Origin of the sequence: Streptomyces sp. NPDC051051, from assembly GCF_040682975.1 — a bacterium.
In the GTDB taxonomy this organism is placed as follows: domain Bacteria; phylum Actinomycetota; class Actinomycetes; order Streptomycetales; family Streptomycetaceae; genus Streptomyces.
Map to the genome: position 1 here is coordinate 114649 of NZ_JBFBCB010000010.1, position 20397 is coordinate 135045.

At 71.3% G+C, this 20397-nt stretch carries 18 protein-coding genes and 1 pseudogene; 5 read left to right on the plus strand and 14 right to left on the minus strand.

Translation table 11 applies throughout. From position 1 onward, the window contains the following. Positions 1-13 precede the first annotated feature (13 nt). From AB0N31_RS10810 to AB0N31_RS10820, 3 genes are all read left to right on the plus strand, one after another. Positions 14-505, plus strand: coding sequence for a methylated-DNA--[protein]-cysteine S-methyltransferase (locus tag AB0N31_RS10810; RefSeq protein ID WP_366058016.1), 492 nt, complete (start codon positions 14-16; stop codon positions 503-505). Positions 506-750: 245 nt separating this feature from the next. Beyond that, entirely contained in the window at positions 751-2316 is a 1566-nt protein-coding gene (locus tag AB0N31_RS10815; protein ID WP_366058018.1) for a right-handed parallel beta-helix repeat-containing protein, read from the plus strand. A gap of 150 nt (positions 2317-2466) precedes the next feature. Further along, complete coding sequence (locus AB0N31_RS10820; RefSeq protein WP_366058019.1) at positions 2467-2667, plus strand: type II toxin-antitoxin system VapB family antitoxin; 201 nt, start codon at positions 2467-2469, stop codon at positions 2665-2667. 59 nt (positions 2668-2726) lie between these two features. Here AB0N31_RS10820 and AB0N31_RS10825 read toward each other — a convergent pair whose 3' ends face one another. Further along, positions 2727-3218 carry an NUDIX hydrolase gene (locus tag AB0N31_RS10825; RefSeq protein WP_366058020.1) on the minus strand — a complete coding sequence of 164 codons (492 nt, stop codon included), beginning with the start codon at positions 3216-3218 and terminating at the stop codon, positions 2727-2729. 75 nt (positions 3219-3293) lie between these two features. Further along, positions 3294-4370 carry an ADP-ribosylglycohydrolase family protein gene (locus AB0N31_RS10830; protein ID WP_366058021.1) on the minus strand — a complete coding sequence of 359 codons (1077 nt, stop codon included), beginning with the start codon at positions 4368-4370 and terminating at the stop codon, positions 3294-3296. A gap of 240 nt (positions 4371-4610) precedes the next feature. On the opposite strand from AB0N31_RS10830, the gene AB0N31_RS10835 reads away from it, so the two are divergent. Further along, positions 4611-5729, plus strand: a complete 1119-nt coding sequence (locus AB0N31_RS10835) for a glycerate kinase (RefSeq protein WP_366058066.1) — start codon at positions 4611-4613, stop codon at positions 5727-5729. A gap of 111 nt (positions 5730-5840) precedes the next feature. Here the strand turns inward: AB0N31_RS10835 and pssA are convergent, their stop codons facing one another. From pssA to AB0N31_RS10880, 9 genes are all read right to left on the minus strand, one after another. Continuing rightward, the gene (pssA, locus tag AB0N31_RS10840; RefSeq protein WP_366058067.1) at positions 5841-6659 is read right to left on the minus strand and encodes a CDP-diacylglycerol--serine O-phosphatidyltransferase; all 819 of its coding nucleotides are present in this window, start codon (positions 6657-6659) and stop codon (positions 5841-5843) included. Between the two features lie 22 nt (positions 6660-6681). Next, the gene (locus AB0N31_RS10845; RefSeq protein ID WP_073496205.1) at positions 6682-7338 is read right to left on the minus strand and encodes a phosphatidylserine decarboxylase; all 657 of its coding nucleotides are present in this window, start codon (positions 7336-7338) and stop codon (positions 6682-6684) included. Between the two features lie 170 nt (positions 7339-7508). Next, positions 7509-8714 carry an acyl-CoA dehydrogenase family protein gene (locus AB0N31_RS10850; RefSeq protein ID WP_366058022.1) on the minus strand — a complete coding sequence of 402 codons (1206 nt, stop codon included), beginning with the start codon at positions 8712-8714 and terminating at the stop codon, positions 7509-7511. A gap of 2 nt (positions 8715-8716) precedes the next feature. Then, the gene (locus tag AB0N31_RS10855) at positions 8717-9229 is read right to left on the minus strand and encodes a MaoC family dehydratase (RefSeq protein WP_366058023.1); all 513 of its coding nucleotides are present in this window, start codon (positions 9227-9229) and stop codon (positions 8717-8719) included. 5 nt (positions 9230-9234) lie between these two features. Next, positions 9235-10194, minus strand: a complete 960-nt coding sequence (locus AB0N31_RS10860; protein ID WP_366058024.1) for a CoA ester lyase — start codon at positions 10192-10194, stop codon at positions 9235-9237. Next, positions 10191-12218, minus strand: coding sequence for a protein meaA (locus AB0N31_RS10865; RefSeq protein WP_366058025.1), 2028 nt, complete (start codon positions 12216-12218; stop codon positions 10191-10193). Before AB0N31_RS10865 ends, AB0N31_RS10860 begins: the two co-directional genes overlap by 4 nt. Before the next feature lie 17 nt (positions 12219-12235). Next, positions 12236-13573: a crotonyl-CoA carboxylase/reductase gene (gene ccrA, locus AB0N31_RS10870; protein WP_366058068.1), complete on the minus strand. Its 1338-nt coding sequence runs from the start codon at positions 13571-13573 to the stop codon at positions 12236-12238. A gap of 461 nt (positions 13574-14034) precedes the next feature. Further along, on the minus strand, positions 14035-14847 hold the full coding sequence (locus AB0N31_RS10875; protein ID WP_366058026.1) for a TetR family transcriptional regulator: 813 nt from the start codon (positions 14845-14847) through the stop codon (positions 14035-14037). 136 nt (positions 14848-14983) lie between these two features. Further along, the gene (locus tag AB0N31_RS10880) at positions 14984-16789 is read right to left on the minus strand and encodes a 3-hydroxybutyryl-CoA dehydrogenase (protein ID WP_366058027.1); all 1806 of its coding nucleotides are present in this window, start codon (positions 16787-16789) and stop codon (positions 14984-14986) included. Between the two features lie 402 nt (positions 16790-17191). Here AB0N31_RS10880 and AB0N31_RS10885 point away from each other — a divergent pair, with 402 nt between their 5' ends. Next, positions 17192-17767 carry an adenylosuccinate lyase gene (locus AB0N31_RS10885; RefSeq protein WP_366058028.1) on the plus strand — a complete coding sequence of 192 codons (576 nt, stop codon included), beginning with the start codon at positions 17192-17194 and terminating at the stop codon, positions 17765-17767. Positions 17768-17784: 17 nt separating this feature from the next. On the opposite strand, the pseudogene AB0N31_RS10890 reads toward AB0N31_RS10885, so the two are convergent. From AB0N31_RS10890 to AB0N31_RS10900, 3 genes and pseudogenes are all read right to left on the minus strand, one after another. Further along, positions 17785-18311: pseudogene (locus tag AB0N31_RS10890) on the minus strand (GNAT family N-acetyltransferase). Then, a complete protein-coding gene (locus AB0N31_RS10895) occupies positions 18308-18706 on the minus strand; it encodes a RidA family protein (RefSeq protein ID WP_366058029.1) in 399 nt (132 codons plus the stop codon). The pseudogene AB0N31_RS10890 and the gene AB0N31_RS10895 overlap by 4 nt, the downstream one beginning before the upstream one ends. Before the next feature lie 60 nt (positions 18707-18766). Next, on the minus strand, positions 18767-20344 hold the full coding sequence (locus AB0N31_RS10900; RefSeq protein WP_366058030.1) for an alpha/beta hydrolase: 1578 nt from the start codon (positions 20342-20344) through the stop codon (positions 18767-18769). Between the last annotated feature and the right edge of the window lie 53 nt (positions 20345-20397).

A 20397-nucleotide genomic window follows, 5' to 3' on the forward strand; every position in this document is an offset into this window, starting at 1 on the left:
GAAGGGACGCACCATGAAGCGGCACACCGTCATCGACAGCCCGTACGGGCCCCTCACGCTCGTCGCCGACGACGGCGTCCTGTGCGGTCTCTACATGACCGAACAGCGCCACCGTCCGGTCGAGGAGAGCTTCGGCTCCCGCGACGACACCCTCTTCGGCGCTGTCGAGGAGCAGCTGGAGGCCTATTTCGCGGGTGAGTTGAAGGATTTCGCGCTCCCGCTCAGGTTGCACGGCACACCGTTCCAGCGCACGGTCTGGGAGGCCCTGCGGCAGATCCCCTACGGCGAGACCCGCACCTACGGTGAACTCGCCGGGGCCCTCGGCCAGCCGACCGCCTCCCGCGCCGTGGGTCTCGCCAACGGCCGGAACCCGGTCGGCATCATCGTCCCCTGCCACCGTGTCGTCGGCGCGAACGGCAGCCTCACCGGTTACGGCGGCGGCCTGGAACGCAAGCGGCAGCTGCTGGACTTCGAGAGCGGAAGGGGCGCCGCGGCACTTTTCTAGGCTCCGCTGACTTCGGGCCGTTTTCGTTCAGGTCCCTGAACAACAATCACATGCAGGACTGTTGACGCGCTCATGGCAAGCGCTTACCTTCCAGGGGCAAGCGCTTTCGTCCCCTGCGTGCCGGGCCCGGTCGTCCGCCGTGTTCACCTCGTCGAACCAGCCGTATGGTCGCACCGGGCCCGCCGCAGGGCAAAGGGGTCAGCGAACCCTCGTCGGTAGAGCCGCAACCACCTGGAGAGAGAACGATGCAACGGAGACCCGTCATCGCGTGCGTCGGCCTGCTGGCCGGCACACTCGTCGCGTTGTCCGGCAACACGGCGCAGGCAGCGTCCACCCGCTACGAGGCGGAGACCTCGCCCGCGGTCTGCACCGGCACCATCGACTCCGACTGGGCCGGCTACTCCGGCAGCGGATTCTGCAACGCCACCAACGCGGTCGGCGCGTCGGCGCAGTTCACCGTGAACGCCTCCGCCGCCGGCACGGCGACACTCGGCGTCCGCTTCGCCAACGGGACCACCGCCGCCCGGCCCGCGACCCTCACGGTGAACGGCTCGTCGGCCACCACGGTCTCCTTCGAGAGCACCGGCACCTGGGGCGCGTGGACGACGAAGACGCTGTCGGTGCCGGTGACGTCGGGCAGCAACATCATCCGGCTCAGCCCCACCACGGCCGCCGGACTGCCCAACATCGACCACCTCGACGCCGAGACCGGCGGCACCACCACCCCGCCGCCCTCGGCGACCGCCCTCTACGTGGCGCCCAACGGCACCGACAGCGCCGCCGGCACCCAGACGGCGCCCACCACACTCACCTCGGCGATCAGCCGCATCACCCCCGGCGGCACCATCTACCTGCGCGGCGGAACGTACAGCCACGCCCAGACGGTCACCATCCCGGCGGGCAACGACGGCACCGCCGCCGACCGCACCGAACTCCTCGCCTACCCCGGTGAGACGCCGGTCCTGAACTTCTCCGCCCAGGCCGAGGACCCCGCCAACCGCGGCCTCGCCGTCAACGGGTCGTACTGGCACGTCAAGGGGATCGTCGTCGAACGCGCCGGGGACAACGGCATCTTCGTCGGCGGCAGCAACAACATCATCGAGCGCACGGTGACCCGCTTCAACCGCGACACCGGCCTGCAGCTCTCCCGGATGCTGTCCAGCACCCCCAGCAGCCAGTGGCCGTCGAACAACCTCATCCTGAGCGCGGAGTCGCACGACAACGCCGACTCCGACGGTGAGGACGCCGACGGCTTCGCCGCCAAGCTCACCACCGGTCCCGGGAACGTCTTCCGCTACGCCGTGTCCCACAACAACATCGACGACGGCTGGGACCTCTACACCAAGTCGGACACCGGCCCGATCGGCCCGGTCACCATCGAGGACTCCCTCGCCTACGACAACGGCACCCTCAGCGACGGCTCCCAGGCCGGCAACGGCGACCGCAACGGATACAAGCTCGGCGGCGAGGACATCGCGGTCGACCACATCGTCCGGCGCAGCATCGCCTACCACAACGGCAAGCACGGCTTCACCTACAACAGCAACCCCGGCTCCATGACGGTGTCGGACAACATCAGCATCGACAACGCCCAGCGCAACTTCAACTTCGACGCCGGCACCTCGGTGTTCCGCAACAACACCTCCTGCCGCAGCGGCAGCGGCACCAACGACCGGATCATCGGCAGCGCCGACGGCACCAACCAGTTCTGGTCCGGCACGAACGGCTCCCGCTGCTCGTCCTACTCCGGGGCCCTGCACTGGTCCTACGCCTCGGACGGCCGGCTGGTCGTCACCTTCGGCGCCAACTGACCCGTACGGCGGGCGGACCGCCCACCCGCGCGCTCCGCCCCGACGCCCCGACGGCCTCCACCGGCCGCCGGGGCGTCACCGTCGCCCGGCGGGGGATCCGGGGGCCGCGAACGGACACCGAGCGGTCCCGTCCGGTGCTACCGTCCGGCCATGGCCAAGGTCGAAATCTCCCTCGAGGCCGATCTCGTCGTCGAGGTCATGGTCCTCACCGGTGTGGGGAGCCCCCGGGACGCCGTCGAACTCGTGGTGCGCGACTACGTCGAGCGCGGTCACCGCACCGAGGCGCGGACCGCCACCCGCGACGAGGCGCTGCGCGCGGTGGACGTCAAGCCGCGTGACGTGGAGGGCTGAGACCCCCACGAACACTCCGCCCCGGCGAGGGCGCCCCGCGGAACCCGCGGGTCCGCCCGTCACACCACCCGGTGGCCGTTCTCCAGCTCCGCTGTCCCCGAGCCGTCGGCCAGGACGTCCAGCGCGGCCAGCACCCGGTGGCCGAGGGTGCCCAGGAGGTGGTCGGTGATCTCCTCGCGCGGTACCAGTCGCCAGGACAGCAGCTCCTCCTCCTGGAGGCGGATCGCCTTGAGGTCCTCCTCGTCGAGGACTCCGCCGTCGTACACGTACGCCACCAGCGGTGGCCGGTTCCGACCCTGCACCCAGTCCACGGCGAGCAGCCGTCCCGGCTCGCGGTCGAGGCCGATCTCCTCCAGCGTCTCGCGGCGCGCGCCCTGGCGCGGGGTCTCGCCCTCGTCGGACTCGACCGTGCCGCCCGGGAGCACCCACCCGGCACGGTAGTTGGGCTCGACCAGCAGCACCCGCCCCCGCGCGTCCCGGAAGAGCGTGGCGGCGCCGGCCAGGACGCGGGGCAGCGAGGCGATGTACGCGGCGTAGTCAGTGGTGGTCATCCCCGAAGGGTATCCAGCCGGGTGTCCGGCCCCGCGCCCGCCGACGCCGCGCGCGGAGGCGGGGGACCGGCCCGGTCACGGGGCGTCCGCCCCCACCAGCCGCAGGGTGCGCCCCGCGAGCTCGCTGATCCGCACCCCGTCGAAGCCGAACACGGCACTGCGCACGGTGTCCTCCAGCGGCTCCGTCCACTGCGCGGGGATCGCGGCCGCCCCGGTCAGCACCCCGGCCACGGAACCGGCCGTCGCCCCGTTGGAGTCGGTGTCCAGGCCGCCGCGCACGGTGAGGGCGATGGTGCGGGTGAAGTCCCCGTCGCCGTACAGCAGCCCGGCGGTGAGGACGGCGGCGTTCGGGACCGTGTGGATCCAGCCCAGGCCCGCCGTCTCCTCCGCCACCGTGCCGAGCGTGTCCTCCCAGCTCAGGCGGGTGCCGTGGAGGGAGGTGACCCGGCGTACGGTCCGGGCGAGCCGGCTGCTCGCCGGGATCACCGCCAGCGCCTCGTCCACGGCGTGCCGCACCGACGGCGCGGTGAACGCGGCCGACACCAGCGCCGCCGCCCACATCGCGCCGTAGACCCCGTTGCCGGTGTGCGACAGCACCGCGTCCCGGCGGGCCAGCGCGGCGGCGCGGCGGGGCAGACCCGGGTTGGTCCACCCGTGGATGTCGGCGCGGATCAGGGCGCCGATCCACTCCTGGTACGGGTTGTCGTACGTCGCCGTCAGCGGCGGCTTCAGCCCGTTCGCGAGATTGCGGTAGGCCGCGCGCTCCGCGGTGAACGTCTGGAGGTACGGCAGCCGCAGCAGCCACAGATCGCCGACCTGCTCGGTGCTGAAGCCGAAGCCGTGGGTCTCCAGGAGGTCCAGGCCGAGGATGGCGTAGTCGACGTCGTCGTCGCGGCAGCTGCCGTGGACGCGGCCGCGGACGCACTGGCGCCACTCGGGGCGCAGCGGCGGCCCGTCGTGGCCGGGTCCCGGTTCGGGAAGGTAGTCGGTGAGCGGCAGGGCGCCCGCCCGCCGCAGATAGCGGTCGATGCGCTCGCGCGTCCACAGGTCGCCCTGCTCGACCGGCTTGCCCAGCATGTTCCCGGCGATGCGACCCAGCCAGCCCCCGAGGACACGGTCGGCGAGTCCGGGCTCGTTGCCCACAGCGGTCATGCTTCCGGTCTACCCGATCCCGCGACCTGCCGCGCCCCCGCGCGCCGCCCGTCCGCGCCCGGCCCGCAGGGGGACGGCGGCCGCGGACGGTGTCGTCGTGGCTGTTCACGGCCCGGACAGGGTATGACGGCGGGGGCGTCCGCCGGTTAAGGTCACAGCGGCGCGACGGCCCCGATGCGCGTGGGCCCGGAGAGCAAGGGGATGGAAGTGGCGGACGCTGGAGCGCGGGGCACCCGCAGGGTGCTCGTGGCCGCGGACAAGTTCAAGGGCTCGCTGACGGCCGTCGAGGTCGCCGAGCGGGTGACGGCCGGACTGCGCCGGGCCCTGCCGGAGGTCGAGGTCGAGGCCCTGCCGGTCGCCGACGGCGGCGACGGCACGGTCGCCGCGGCGGTCGCGGCCGGGTTCGAACGCCGGGAGGTACGGGTCGCGGGTCCCCTCGGGCAGGAGGTCACCGCCGCGTTCGCGCTGCGCGGCGACACCGCCGTGGTGGAGATGGCCGAGGCGAGCGGACTGCAGCGGCTGCCGGCCGGCGTGTTCGCCCCGCTGACGGCCTCCACGTACGGCTCGGGCGAGCTGCTGCGGGCCGCGCTGGACGCGGGGGTGCGCACGATCGTGTTCGGGGTCGGCGGCAGCGCCACCACGGACGGCGGCGCGGGCATGCTGTCCGCGCTGGGCGCCCGCTTCCTGACCGCGGACGGCGAGCCCGTCCCCCCGGGCGGCGGCGGCCTCGCGGATCTGGCGAGCGCGGACCTCTCCGGCCTCGACCCGCGCCTGGCCTCCGTGGAACTCGTCCTGGCCAGCGACGTCGACAATCCGCTGACCGGCCCCAAGGGCGCCCCGGCGGTCTACGGCCCGCAGAAGGGCGCCTCGCCGGACGACGTGGCGGCGCTGGACTCGGCGCTCGCGCACTACGCCACGGTGCTGGAGACCTCGGTCGGGCCGCGCGCCGCCGAGTACGCCGCCGCGCCGGGTGCGGGCGCCGCGGGCGGCATCGGGTACGGCGCCCTGCTGCTCGGCGCCCGGTTCCGGGCCGGCATCGAGGTCATGCTCGACGTGCTGGGGTTCGCGCCGGCGCTGGAACGGGCCGAGCTGGTGATCACCGGCGAGGGGTCCCTCGACGAGCAGACCCTGCACGGCAAGGCGCCCGCCGGGGTCGCCGCGGCGGCCCGCGCGGCCGGCAAGGAGGTGGTCGCGGTGTGCGGCCGCCTGGCGCTGCCGCCCGAGGTCCTGGGCCGGGCCGGCATCCGGCGGGCGTATCCGCTCACGGACGCCGAGCCGGACGTGGCCACGTGCATCGCGGAGGCCGGCCCGATCCTCGAGCGGGTCGCGGAGCGGATCGGCCGGGACTTCCTGACCTGACCTGATCCGGGCCGACCGATCCGCCACGAGGCGGGGAGAGGGACCGGCGGACGAAACGGGTGTGGCCCGGACCTCGCGGTCCGGGCCACACCCGTCGGTGAGGGGAGAGGGCTACGGCAGCTGTGCCGCCCGCGCCTCGCGCCGGTTGCCGCGGAAGTTGTTCACCCGGCGGGCCGTGGCGAACAGCGGGATGACCGCGCCCATGACCAGCTGGAGCGCGCAACCCGTCTGGAGCAGCAGCTGGCCACCGGGGGCGTCGAAGGCCCAGGCGGTCAGCAGACCCATCGACAGCACGATCCAGCCGAGCACCGCGCCGGCCAGGCGGCCCCGCGGCTTCGGGTACTCGACCCGGCTCACCATCAGCCAGGCGGTGCCCAGAATGGCGAGGAGCGTCGCCACGAAGGGCAGCTCCAGCAGCACGATCGACACGACCGTCAGCGCTCCGAACGGTGACGGCATGCCCTGGAACATGCCGTTCTTCGGTGTCACACAGGAGAAGCGCGCGAGTCTCAGCACCACCGCCAGCAGCACGACGATCGCCCCGACCGCGGCCACTCGCTGGTAGGCGTCGTCCGCCACCATGCCGTAGACGAGGACGAAGTACGCCGGTGCGAGGCCGAAGCTGATCAGGTCGGAGAGGTTGTCCAGCTCCGCGCCCATCGGCGACGAGCGCAGCTTGCGCGCGACCAGGCCGTCGAACAGGTCGAAGACCGCGGCGCAGAGCATCAGGATGACCGCCGTGGCCGCGCTGTTGCGCGCCATGCCGGATTCCTGGCTGTCGGTGAGGTGCGGGATGAGGATGCCGGTGGTGGTGAAGTACACCGCCATGAATCCGCACGTGGCGTTGCCGAGGGTGAGGGTGTCGGCTATCGACAGGCGGAGGGAGAGGGGCATCTCCTCCTCTTCGTCCACCTCGTCGGCCTCGGGCACCCAGCCCGCCTGGGTCTCCGGGTCAATCACGGTCAATGCGAGTCACCCCCGCCACGGTCTTCTGTCCCACCTCGACCGCGACGTCCACGCCCTCGGGCAGGTAGATGTCGACGCGGGAGCCGAAGCGGATCAGGCCGATCCGCTCGCCCTGCTCGACCTTCGTGCCCTCGGGGATGTAGGGGACGATGCGGCGGGCGACGGCTCCGGCGATCTGGATCATCTCGATGTCACCGAGCTCGGTGTCGAAGTGCCAGACGACGCGCTCGTTGTTCTCGCTCTCCTTGTTGAAGGCCGGCACGAACCCGCCCGGGATGTGCTCGACCGACGTCACCGTGCCGGCCAGCGGGGCGCGGTTGACGTGGACGTTGAGCGGGCTCATGAAGATCGCGACCCGGGTCCGTCCGTCCTTCCACGGCATGATGCTCTGCACCACACCGTCGGCGGGGGAGATGACCCTGCCGGACGCGATCTCGCGCTCGGGGTCGCGGAAGAACCACAGCATGCCCGCCGCGAGAGCGGTGGCGGGCACGGCGACGGCCTTGGCGACACCCGAGCGGCGGGCGCGGACCAGGCTGACGGCGGCGGTGGCGACGGTCGGGAGGAGCCACGGCGATGCTCCGCGCGCAAGGCGTACGCCGGCCAGGCTGTCGCGAGGTGCAGAGGTTTGGCTGTGGGGCATGGATGACCTTCGTAGCGAATGATGCCGCGCTTCGACAGGGGGACGGCGGCTTTACCGCGATCGTAGCGGTTCGGGGCCGTAACTGGGTAAGCCAGGAAGCCGAGTCGACGGCGTGAGGTGGTTGACGGGGTGTGATCTTCTTCTCGAAGAAAACACCCCCAACCGGACATCTAGCCCTGGAATCGATACTCTTCGAGCAGCCTGCGCCCGATGATCATCTTCTGGATCTCGGCCGTACCTTCACCGATGAGCAGCATCGGGGCCTCCCGGTAGAGGCGCTCGATCTCGTACTCCTTGGAGAAGCCGTAGCCGCCGTGGATCCGGAAGGCGTCCTCGACGACCTCCTTGCAGTACTCGGAGGCGAGGTACTTCGCCATCCCTGCCTCGAGGTCGTTTCGCTCCCCGGAGTCCTTTTTGCGTGCGGCATTCACCATCATGGCATGGGCGGCCTCGACCTTGGTAGCCATCTCGGCCAGTTTGAACTGGATGGCCTGGTGCTGGGCGATCGGCTTGCCGAAGGTGTGCCGCTGCTGGGCGTAGCCCACACCCAGCTCGAAGGCACGCTGGGCGACGCCGCAGCCACGCGCGGCGACGTTGACGCGGCCGACCTCCACGCCGTCCATCATTTGGTAAAAACCGCGGCCGGTGACCCCGCCGAGCACCCGGTTCGCGGGAACGCGCAGGCCGTCCATGATCAGCTCGGTGGTGTCGACGCCCTTGTAGCCCATCTTGTCGATCTTGCCCGGGATGGTGAGGCCCGGGCGGACCTCGCCGAAGCCCGGCTCCTTCTCCACCAGGAAGGTCGTCATCGACTTGTGGGGCGCGGTCCCCTCGGGGTGTCCTTCGTCACTTCGCACGAGAACGGCCACCAGCGACGACGTGCCGCCGTTCGTCAGCCACATCTTCTGGCCGTTGAGGACGTACTCCTCGCCGTCCCGCACCGCCTTCGACGTGATCGCCGACACGTCGGAGCCGAGCCCCGGCTCCGACATCGAGAACGCGCCCCGGATGTCGCCGGCCGCCATCCGCGGCAGGAAGTGGTCCTTCTGCTCCTGGGTGCCGTGCTGCTTGAGCATGTACGCCACGATGAAGTGCGTGTTGATGATGCCGGAGACGGACATCCAGCCGCGGGCGATCTCCTCGACGCACAGGGCGTAGGTGAGGAGCGACTCGCCCAGGCCCCCGTACTCCTCGGGGATCATCAGGCCGAACAGCCCCAGTTCCTTCAGGCCGTCCACGATCGCCTGCGGGTACTCGTCGCGGTGCTCCAGCTCGGTGGCGACCGGGATGATCTCCTTGTCCACGAAGTCGCGGACGGTGGCGAGGATCTCCTGCTGGACGTCGGTCAGACCGGCGGTCTGGGCGAGTCGCGCCATGGCTACTTCTCCTGTGCCTTCAGCTCGGGGCGGCCGGGCTGCTCGCCGCCGCGCTCCTTGATGTACGTCTCCGTGGGCACCATGACCTTGCGGCGGAACACGCAGACCAGCGTGCCGTCCTGCTTGTAGCCCTTGGTCTCGACGTGGACGATCCCGCGGTCGTTCTTCGACTTCGACGGCCACTTGTCGAGCACGGTCGTCTCGCCGTAGATCGTGTCGCCGTGGAAGGTCGGCGCCACGTGCCGCAGCGACTCGATCTCCAGGTTGGCGATCGCCTTGCCGGAGACGTCCGGCACGGACATGCCGAGCAGCAACGAGTAGACGTAGTTCCCGACGACGACGTTCTTGCCGAAGTCGGTCGTGTGCTCCGCGTAGTTGCTGTCCATGTGGAGCGGGTGGTGGTTCATGGTGAGGAGGCAGAACAGGTGGTCGTCGTACTCGGTGACCGTCTTGCCGGGCCAGTGCTTGTAGACCGCGCCGACCTCGAACTCCTCGTAGGTGCGTCCGAACTGCATCGCGCTCAGGCCTCCGGGATCTCGAACTTCGTGGTGCGCCGCATGCCGGCGGCGCGCCCCTTGCCGGAGATGACCAGGGCCATCTTGCGGCTGGCCTCGTCGATCATCTCGTCGCCGAGCATCGCCGAGCCCTTCTTGCCGCCCGCCTCGGACGTGTAGTAGTCGTACGCGTCCAGGATCAGCTCGGCGTGGTCGTAGTCCTCCTGGGACGGCGAGAAGATCTCGTTGGACGCCTCGACCTGGCCCGGGTGCAGCACCCACTTGCCGTCGAAGCCGAGCGCGGCGGCGCGCTGCGCGACCTCGCGGTAGCCGTCGACGTTGCGGATCTGGAGGTAGGGGCCGTCGATGGCCTGGAGGTCGTTGGCGCGGGCGGCCATCAGGATCTTCATCAGGATGTAGTGGTAGGCGTCCGCCGGGTAGCCGGGCGGCTGCTCGCCCACGACCAGCGACTTCATGTTGATCGACGCCATGAAGTCGGCCGGGCCGAAGATGATCGTCTCGATGCGCGGGGAGGCCTGAGCGATCTCGTTGACGTTGTTGAGGCCCTGGGCGTTCTCGATCTGCGCCTCGATGCCGATCCGGCCGACCTCGAAGCCCATCGTCTTCTCGATCTGCGTCAGCAGCAGGTCGAGGGCGACGACCTGCTGGGCGTTCTGCACCTTCGGCAGCATGATGCAGTCGAGGTTCGGACCCGCGCCCTCGACGACCGTGACGACGTCGCGGTACGTCCACTCGGTCGTCCAGTCGTTGACGCGCACGACCCTCGTCTTCCCCGTCCAGTCGCCCTCGTTGAGGAACTTGACGATGGTGTGCCGCGCCTCGGGCTTGGCGAGCGGCGCGCACGCGTCCTCCAGGTCGAGGAAGACCTGGTCCGCCGGGAGGCCCTGCGCCTTCTCCAGGAAGCGGGGGTTGCTGCCCGGAACCGCGAGACACGAGCGGCGGGGACGCAGACGGTTGACGGTCATGCGGGGACCTCCAGGGGGTCGAGCTTGTTCGCTTTCCGGATCTCGTCGACGATGCGGCCGATGATTCCGGTGATGTCGAAGTCCTTCGGGGTGAAGACCGCGGCCACGCCGGCAGCCCTGAGCTGTTCGGCGTCTCCATTCGGGATGATGCCACCGGCGATCACCGGGATGTCTGTGGCACCGGCCACACGCAGCCGTTCGAGGACGTCCGGCACCAGCTGGGCGTGCGAGCCGGACAGGATGGACAGGCCCACGGCGTGCACGTCCTCCTCCAGCGCGGCGTCCACGATCTGCTCGGGCGTCAGCCGGATGCCCTGGTAGACCACCTCGAACCCGGCGTCCCGCGCGCGTACGGCGATCTGCTCGGCGCCGTTGGAGTGCCCGTCCAGGCCCGGCTTGCCGACCAGGAAGCGCAGCTTGCCGACGCCCATGTCCTTCGCGGTCACGTCGACCCTGCGGCGGACGTCGGCCATGGCCGAGCCCTCCTCGGCCGGCACCGCCACCGGCGCCGACGACACGCCCGTCGGGGCGCGGAACTCGCCGAACACCTCGCGCAGCGCCCCGGCCCACTCGCCGGTCGTGACCCCGGCGCGGGCGCACTCCAGGGTGGCCTCCATGAGGTTGGCGGTGCCCTTGGCGGCCTCCTTCAGCTTCTCCAGCGCCTTGCACGGGCGCGGATGGTTGAAGGGCGGCTGGTAGCGCGTGTCGCGCCAGTTCTGCAGGGAGGCGACGACCCGGGCCTCGACCGCCGGATCGACCGTCTGGATGGCCGTGTCGAGATCCGCGGTGAGCGGGTTGGGCTCCGTCGTCTCGAAGACGTTGACGCCGATGATCTTCTCCTGCCCGGACTCGATCCGGGCCCTGCGCTCGGCGTGCGAGGAGACGAGCTGCGACTTGAGGTAGCCGGACTCGACGGCGGCCATCGCGCCGCCCATCTCCTGGATCCGCTCGATCTCCGCGAGCGACTCCTCGACCAGCTCGCCCACCTTCGCCTCGATCACCTTCGAGCCCTCGAAGATGTCGTCGTACTCCAGCAGGTCGCTCTCGTAGGCCAGCACCTGCTGCATGCGCAGCGACCACTGCTGGTCCCAGGGGCGGGGCAGGCCCAGCGCCTCGTTCCAGGCCGGCAGCTGCACGGCACGCGCGCGTGCGTCCTTCGACAGGGTCACGGCCAGCATCTCCAGCACGATCCGCTGGACGTTGTTCTCCGGCTGCGCCTCGGTCAGTCCGAGGGAGTTGACCTGGACGCCGTAGCGGAAGCGGCGGTGCTTGGGGTCCTCGATGCCGTACCGCTCGCGCGTGACGCGGTCCCAGATGCGGCCGAAGGCGCGCATCTTGCACATCTCCTCGACGAAGCGGACGCCCGCGTTGACGAAGAAGGAGATGCGGCCGACGACGTCGCCCATGCGCTCCTGCGGCACCTGGCCGCTGTCGCGGACCGCGTCCAGCACGGCGATCGCCGTCGACATCGCGTACGCGATCTCCTGGACCGGTGTGGCGCCCGCCTCCTGCAGGTGGTAGCTGCAGATGTTGATCGGGTTCCACTTCGGCATGTGGGAGACCGTGTACGCGATCATGTCGGTCGTCAGGCGCAGGCTCGGCCCCGGCGGGAACACGTGCGTGCCGCGGGACAGGTACTCCTTGACGATGTCGTTCTGGGTCGTGCCCTGGAGCCGGGTGACGTCCGCGCCCTGCTCCTCGGCGACGACCTGGTAGAGCGCCAGCAGCCACATGGCGGTGGCGTTGATGGTCATCGAGGTGTTCATCTGCTCCAGGGGGATGTCCTGGAACAGCCGGCGCATGTCACCGAGGTGGGCCACCGGCACGCCGACCCGGCCGACCTCGCCGCGGGCGAGGACGTGGTCGGAGTCGTAGCCGGTCTGCGTCGGCAGGTCGAACGCCACCGACAGGCCCGTCTGGCCCTTGGCGAGGTTGCGCCGGTACAGCTCGTTGGACGCCTCTGCCGTGGAGTGACCGGCGTACGTGCGCATGAGCCACGGCCGGTCCTTCTGACGCTCAGTCATCTATGACCCCGGGTGTCTCAGATGTTGCGGAAGCGGTTGATGGCGTCGACGTGCCGGGCGCGCTTCTCCTCGTCGCGCACGCCCAGGCCCTCCTCGGGGGCCAGGCACAGCACGCCGACCTTGCCCTGGTGGAGGTTGCGGTGCACGTCGTAGGCGGCCTGGCCGGTCTCCTCCAGGGAGTAGACCTTCGACAGGGTCGGGTGGATCTTGCCCTTGGCGATGAGGCGGTTGGCCTCCCAGGCCTCGCGGTAGTTCGCGAAGTGCGAGCCGATGATCCGCTTCAGCGACATCCACAGGTAGCGGTTGTCGTACTCGTGCATGTAGCCCGAGGTCGAGGCGCAGGTGGTGATGGTGCCGCCCTTGCGGGTGACGTAGACGCTCGCGCCGAAGGTCTCGCGGCCGGGGTGCTCGAAGACGATGTCGATGTCCTCGCCGCCGGTGAGTTCGCGGATGCGCTTGCCGAAGCGCTTCCACTCCTTCGGGTCCTGGGTGTGCTCGTCCTTCCAGAACCTGTAGTCCTCGGCGTTGCGGTCGATGATCGCCTCGGCGCCCATCGCCCGGCAGATGTCCGCCTTCTGCGGTGAGGAGACGACGCAGATCGGGTTGGCGCCGCCCGCCAGCGCGAACTGGGTGGCGTAGGAGCCGAGTCCGCCGCTGGCGCCCCAGATCAGGACGTTGTCGCCCTGCTTCATGCCGGCGCCGTTGCGCGAGACGAGCTGCCGGTAGGCGGTGGAGTTGACCAGGCCCGGGGCGGCGGCCTCCTCCCAGCTGAGGTGGTCCGGCTTGGGCATCAGCTGGTTGGACTTGACCAGCGCGATCTCGGCGAGGCCGCCGAAGTTGGTCTCGAAGCCCCAGATGCGCTGCTCGGGGTCGAGCATCGTGTCGTTGTGGCCGTCGCTGGACTCCAGCTCGACCGACAGGCAGTGTGCGACGACCTCGTCACCGGGCTTCCAGGAGTTGACGCCGGGGCCGGTGCGCAGGACGACGCCCGCGAGGTCGGAGCCGATGATGTGGTACGGCAGGTCGTGGCGCTTGCTGAGCTCGCTGAGCCTGCCGTAGCGCTCCAGGAAGCTGAACGTCGACACCGGCTCGAAGATCGAGGTCCACACCGAGTTGTAGTTGACCGAGGAGGCCATCACGGCCACCAGGGCCTCGCCCGGGCCGAGTTCCGGCACCGGCACGTCGTCCAGGTGGATCGACTTTCGGGGGTCCTTGTCGCGGGTGGCGAGCCCCGCGAACATCTCCGTCTCGTCCTTGTGCACGGTGATCGCGCGGTACGACTCAGGGAGCGGCAGAGCGGCGAAGTCGTCCGGGGTCGAGTCCGGCGACTGGATCGCGTCCAGGATGTCCTTCACGGTCACGGTGTTGCCTCCGGCGGTGAGCGCCCTGAGGGAGGGGCGCCGATGGTTACGTCGGTGTTGCTGAGGGTGGGTGGGGGTGTGCCGTCGGTTCGGCGGGTGGTGCTGTTCGGCGGCGCTTTGTGGCGCGGGAGGTTGCCTGTGACGCAGGCGTCCGGGCGCGCGAGCCGGGGTCCCCCCGGCCGGTGGGGCACTGGGGGAGAGCTTGCGGGGACAGCCGACGTACGAAAGGTCTCTGCACGCCGGCCGCCCGGACCCCTTCAACGTATGACACCGCGTGTCACCTCGCAAGGCACTGAGTGCCAGAACTTCACCTCAGATGAAATCTTTACGTAACAAATGAGCGATGATCGATCGAAGGGGCTCGGAAATCTGCGGGAAAAGGTGCTCTGACATGCCAAAACGGCCACCCGGTGGGGTGGCCGTCGTCACAGCGTCATGGGCTCGTGAGGGGTGGTTCAGCGCTCCTTGAGCGCCTGCTCGATGGTCCGCATGACCTCGTGCAGCGGGGCGTCGGTGCGGGCGACGGTCACCAGGACCTCGCCCTGCTCGGAGACCGCCGCGGCGGCCGGACGCGCCCCGGCGGTGCTGCGTCCGGCGCCGATGCCGGTGCCGAACGTCTTCCGCACGATCCCGAAGGCGTGGTCGAGCTGGGCCTCGACGTCGCCCTGGCCGCCGGCCCGCAGCCAGCGCCGCAGGACGTGGTTGTGGGCGGTGACCACCGCGGAGGCGGCGACCTCGGCCAGCAGCGGGTCGTCGTTGGCGTCGTCGTCGTGGGCGTGCTCGTCGAAGTGGCCCAGCAGGTAACGGGTGAAGAGGCGCTCGTAGCGCGCCACCGACGCGATCTCCGCCTCGCGCAGGGTGGGCACCTCGCGGGTGAGCTTGTAGCGGGCGACCGAGATCTCCGGCCGGGCCGCGTACATCCTCATCACTTCCTTGATGCCGCGGCACACCGTGTCGAGCGGGTGCTCGTGCGCGGGAGCCGCGTTCAGCACCGCCTCGGCCCGGATCAGGGTGTCGTCGTGATCGGGGAAGATCGCCTCTTCCTTGGAGCGGAAGTGGCGGAAGAAGGTGCGGCGGGCGACCCCGGCCGCTGCCGCGATCTCGTCGACGGTGGTGGCCTCGTACCCCTTGGTCGCGAACAGCTCCATCGCGGCAGCCGCCAGTTCGCGGCGCATCTTGAGCCGCTGGGCCGCCGCGCGGGAGCCGGCGGCACTCTCCGGCGCGTCGGGCGCGGCTGGTGTACGTGAGGACTTGGCGGGCTGGGGCATGCCCTGAACGTACTGCATGTGCGCAGCTCGGTGCGCGTGTCCGGCCCCTCCCCCGCCCCACGCGGGCGGGGGAGGGGGCGCCGGTCCGAGCAGCCCGCCCCAGTCCTCACCGGCCCTGAACCGGTCGCCGGCGCGGTCAGCGGCGGGCATGTTCGCGGAAGCCACGGCCCGTCTTGCGGCCGAGGCAGCCCGCGGCCACCAGGTGCTCCAGGAGCGGCGCCGGGGCCAGCCCCGGGTCGCGGAACTCGCGGTGCAGGACCTTCTCGATCGCCAGCGAGACGTCCAGTCCGACGACGTCCAGCAGCTCGAAGGGGCCCATCGGATAGCCGCCGCCCAGCTTCATCGCCGCGTCGATGTCGTCGAGCGACGCGTAGTGCTCCTGCACCATCTTGATCGCGTTGTTGAGGTACGGGAACAGCAGGGCGTTGACGATGAAGCCGGCCCGGTCGCCGCAGTCCACGGCGTGCTTCCTGATCCTGACGCAGACCTCGTGGACCGTCGCGTGGACGTCCTCGGCCGTCAGCACCGTGCGGACGACCTCGACCAGCTTCATCGCGGGCGCCGGGTTGAAGAAGTGCATGCCGATCACGTCCTGCGGACGCGAGGTGGCGCGGGCCAGCGCGACGACCGGCAGTGAGGAGGTGGTCGTGGCCAGCACCGCGCCCGGCTTGCACACCTTGTCCAGCGCCGCGAACAGCTGCCGCTTGACGTCCAGGTCCTCGGCGACCGCCTCGACGGCCAGGTCGACGTCGGCGAAGGCGTCGTAGGAGCCGGCCGGGGTGATCCGCTCCAGCGTCTGCGCGGCGGCCTCGGCGGTGAGCCGGCCCTTGTCCACGGAACGCGCGAGGGACTTGCCGATCCGGGCCCTGGCCGTCTGCGCCTTCTCCTCGCTGCGGGCGGCCAGGACGACGTCGTAGCCCGCCTTCGCGAACACCTCGGCGATGCCGGAGGCCATCGTCCCCGAGCCGGCGACACCGACGGCGCGCACCGGACGGCCGTGGGTGCCGGACGCGCCGGCGACGGGCGTCAGGGCGTCCGGCACGACCGTCGCGCTGCCGGGGGCGTCGTAGGTGTAGAAGCCGCGGCCCGACTTGCGGCCGGTCAGGCCCGCCTCGCCGAGTTGCTTGAGGATCGGCGCGGGGGCGTGCAGCCGGTCGTGGGACTCGGCGTACATGGCCTCCAGGACCGTCCGCGCGGTGTCGACGCCGATCAGGTCGAGCAGCGCGAGCGGGCCCATCGGCAGACCGCAGCCGAGCCGCATCGCGGCGTCGATGTCCTCACGGGAGGCGTACTTCGCCTCGTACATCGCGGCGGCCTGGTTGAGGTAGCCGAACAGCAGCCCGTCCGCGACGAAACCGGGGCGGTCCCCGACCGCCACCGGCTCCTTGCCCAGATCGAGGGCGAGATCGGTGACCGCGGCGACGGCGGCGGGGGCGGTCAGCACCGAGGAGACGACCTCGACCAGCTTCATCGCCGGCGCCGGGTTGAAGAAGTGCAGGCCGAGCACCCGCTCGGGGCGCGCCGAGTCGGCGGCGAGCCGGGTGACGGACAGTGCGTTGGTGCCGGTCGCCAGGATCGCCTCGGGGCGCACGATCCCGTCCAGCTCCCGGAAGATCTGCTGCTTGATCTCGTACGACTCCGGCGCCACCTCGATGACCAGGTCGGCGTCGGCCGCCGCCGCGAGGTCGGTGGAGGTGCGGACCCGGGCGAGGACGTCGGCGCGCTCCTGACCGGTGAGCCGGCCGCGCTCCACGGCGCGGGCGGTGGCGGCCTCCAGGGTGGCGAGCGACCGCGCGGCCTGGGCCTCGCTGACGTCGATGCCGATCACCGTGCGGCCGGCCTTGGCCAGGACCTCGGCGATGCCGGTGCCCATGGTGCCGAGACCGACGACGGCGATCGTCCGCAGGTCGGAGAGGGGGGTGGGGGACAGGGGAGTGGCCATGGCGGAACTCCAGGAATGAGGGTGACGACTGGAAGCGGCCCCGGGTGCGTCCGGGCGCCCCGAAGGGCGGTCCGGACGCACCGGGGGTGCGTGAAGAAGAGTGCTCGGTGCGGGTGTTGCCGGGCTGCGAGCGCACACGCCCGGGACCGTCACAGCGGACGTGCACACGTCCGGGGAACGGTGATGACCGACCGGCCCTGTCCCGTGGCCGGGTCGTGCGAAGCGGTACCTGGGGTACCGAACCGACTCCGTCGCGGCGGCTGCGTCACCAGGCCGTCACGAACGGGGGTGCGAGTGGGTAACTCGCTCGTATGAGCTTAACCGGCGGGTAACGAGCGCGCCAGCCCCTCGTGTTTGTGATGTACGTCCCGGCGCCGGCGCCACCGCTCTAGGCTCGACTCCATGGACGAAGAGTTGCGATCGCTCACGGAGCGCTTACGGCAGGAGTCGGGAGGGGCCGCCGCCTTCGAGGAGTTGGCGGCGACCGGTGACCACGACGCGCTCGCGGAGGTGCTCACCGCCGCCGCACAGCCCCTGTGGGCAAGGGAGCTGGCCGCTTTCCGCCTCGGGCTGGCCGGGGACCGGCGCGCCTTCGAGGCCCTCGTCCTCTTCCTGAACCACCGCGACCCGCCCCGCTGCGCCTCCGCCGCTCACGCCCTGGCCCGTCTGGGCGACCCGCGCACCGCCAGGGCGGCGGCCGCCCTCGCGACCAACGAACTGCGCGTCGCCTACGCTCTGCACCCCGTCCGGCTCCTGGTGGAGCTGCGCGCACCCGAGGCGGTGCCCGCGCTGATCACCACGCTGCGGCGGCGGCTGCGCCCGCACGACCCGTACCGGCGGGTCGCCCTCGCCTGCGTCGACGGCCTCGGCGACCTGGGCGACGCCCGCGCCCGCCCCGTGCTCGACGACGCCCTCGCCCACCCCCGCCTCGCCGAGGCGGCGGTACGCGCGCTGGCGCGCATCCCCCGACAGCGGTGAGCGGCGGGGCCGGGCCGTCACGCCGTCGTCAGGGAGCGGGTGTAGCGGACCTCCGGCACCCGCGCGCCGGCGACCTCGAAGGGTTCCTCCGTGCCGTCCGCCCGGAAGCCCGCGCGTTCGTAGAAGCGGCGGGCCGGGGTGTTGTCCTTGAGCACCCACAGGCGCATGCGGCGGTGGCCGGCGGCCGTGCTCCGCCGTACCGACTCGGCCAGGAGCGCCCCTCCGATGCCGCCGCCGACGCGGGCCGCGTCGACGTAGATCGCGTACAACTCGGCCTCGTCGGTGCGCACTTCGCCCTCGCGGTAGGCGCCGTGCGCGGCCCAGCCCACCACCTCGCCGGCCCGCTCCGCGACCAGGTTCACCACGCTGCCGTCGCCGCGCGTGAACCAGCCGCGGCGCCGCTCGGCGTCCTGGTCACGCTGAGGGCGTCGAGGTAGGACTGCGGCATCAGGCCCCGGTAGGCGCTCTGCCAGCCGCGGACGCGGATCTCCGAGACGCGGTCGCAGTCGCCGAGGGTCATCTCGCGCACCCGGAGGGCCGTCATGTGCCGACCACCGCGAACGCCTCGATCTCCATCAGAAACTCCGGCCGGACCAGCGCGGCCACCTGCACGGCCGAGGCGGCCGGCAGCCGGTCGTCGGGTATGTGCGCGGCGCGGGCCTCGCGGATCGCCGGCATGTGCGCCATGTCGGTGACGAAGCAGGTGAGTTTGACGACGTCGTCGAAGGTCGCCCCGGCGGCGGCCAGGCAGCGCCGCAGATTCTCGAAGACCTGACGGGCCTGGGCCCGCGGATCGCCCTCGCCGACCGTTCGGCCCCGCTCGTCCAGGGGCAGCTGGCCCGAGACGGCCACGAAACGGCCCGTGCCCAGCACGACGTGCGTGTACTGGGCTGAGGCGGCGACGCCGTCGGGAGCGGGAATCCTGGTCAGCTCACTCATGCGTCCATGGTGGACCACGGGGGTGACGACGCCCCCGACGGGGTCGCGGCCGACGGTGCGTCAGCCGCGGAAGCCGAGCAGCCCGTGCAGCGTCGTACCGTGCGCCGTCCCCGAGCCGACCTTCGCGCTCAGCGGCTTCGGGTCGGGCAGCGCCTTGCACACCGCGTCGGCCCGTCCGGGCCCGCGCGGCACCGTGCCGTCGCTCAGGTAGGCCGCCAGATGCTTGTCCAGGCAGGTGTTCCCGCTCAGCGTGATGCCGTGGTTGCCGCCGCCCTCCTCGACGACGAGGCTGGATCCGCCGAGCAGGGCGTGCATCATCGCGCCGCCCTCGTACGGGGTGGCCGCGTCGTCCGTCGCCTGGAACAGCAGCGCCGGCGACAGCCGGCCGTTCGCGACGTTCACCGGTCCCCGCGAGGGGGTCGGCCAGAACGCGCACGGCGCGTTGTACCAGGCGTTGCTCCAGGTCATGAACGGCGCCTTCCGGTAGGCCGGCCAGTTGTCGGAGCGCCACTCGTCCCAGTCGCGCGGCCAGTGGGCGTCGCGGCACTGCACCGCCGTGTAGACGCTGTAGCCGTTGCCCCCGGCGGCGTCGACCGCGCCGAAGTTCTCGTACGCCTCGATCAGCGGATCGGCGTCGCGGTCGTTGACGTACGCGGCGAACGCGTCGGCCAGATAAGGCCAGTAGCCGTTGTAGTAACCGCCCGGCATGAAGGTGTCCTCCAGCTCGGCGGCCCCCACCCTGCCGCCCGCCGGTTCCTCCGCCAGGGCGGCCCGCACGGCGTACCACTTCGCCTCGACGCGGTCCGGGTCGGTGCCGAGCCGGTAGGTGGCGTCGTGCCGCGCGATCCACGCCATCAGGGCACGGTGGCGGTCGTCGAAGGCCTGGTCCTGCGTGAGGTTGTTGTCGTACCAGACGCCGGTGGGGTCGACGATCGAGTCGAGGACCAGGCGCCGCACCCGATCCGGGTAGAGCTTGGCGTAGACCGCGCCGAGGTAGGTGCCGTACGAGTAACCGAAGTAGTTCAGTTCCGGCGCGCCGACGGCCCGGCGGATCGCGTCCATGTCCCGGGCCGCGCTCAGGGTGTCCAGGTACGGCAGCACGCGCGCGTACTTCTTCCCGCAGTCCTCGGCGAAGGCCCGGACCCGCGCGAGGTTGGCGCGCTCGATCTCACCGGTGGACGGGACGGAGTCCGGGCGCACCGGGGCGAAGTGGCCCGGCCGGCAGTTCAGGGCCGGCGTGCTCCGGCCCACCCCGCGCGGGTCGAAGCCGATGACGTCGTACTGCGCGGCCACCTTCTTCGGCAGCGACGACGCGACGAATCCGGCGAGCGTCAGTCCGCTGCCGCCGGGCCCGCCCGGGTTGACGAGCAGCGGCCCCTGGTACGTCCCGGCGGTGTGCGGCACCCGGGACAGCGCGAGCGTGATCTGCTCCCCGCCCGGGTCGGCGTGGTCGAGCGGCACCTCCAGGGACGCGCACTGGAGCGTCGGGTGGTCGGTGGTGCCGCACTTCTTCCAGGCGGGTCCGGCCGCCGTCGCGGCCTGTGCGGCGGGCGACGGGATCGCGTCGGCGGGCACGGCGGTCAACGCCCCGGCCATGACGGCGGCGGCACCGCACAGCGCTGCTGCGCGTTTCCTCATGGGGTCCTCCCAGGACGGAGGTCGACGGACCGCGTGGATCACGGTCCTCGGCG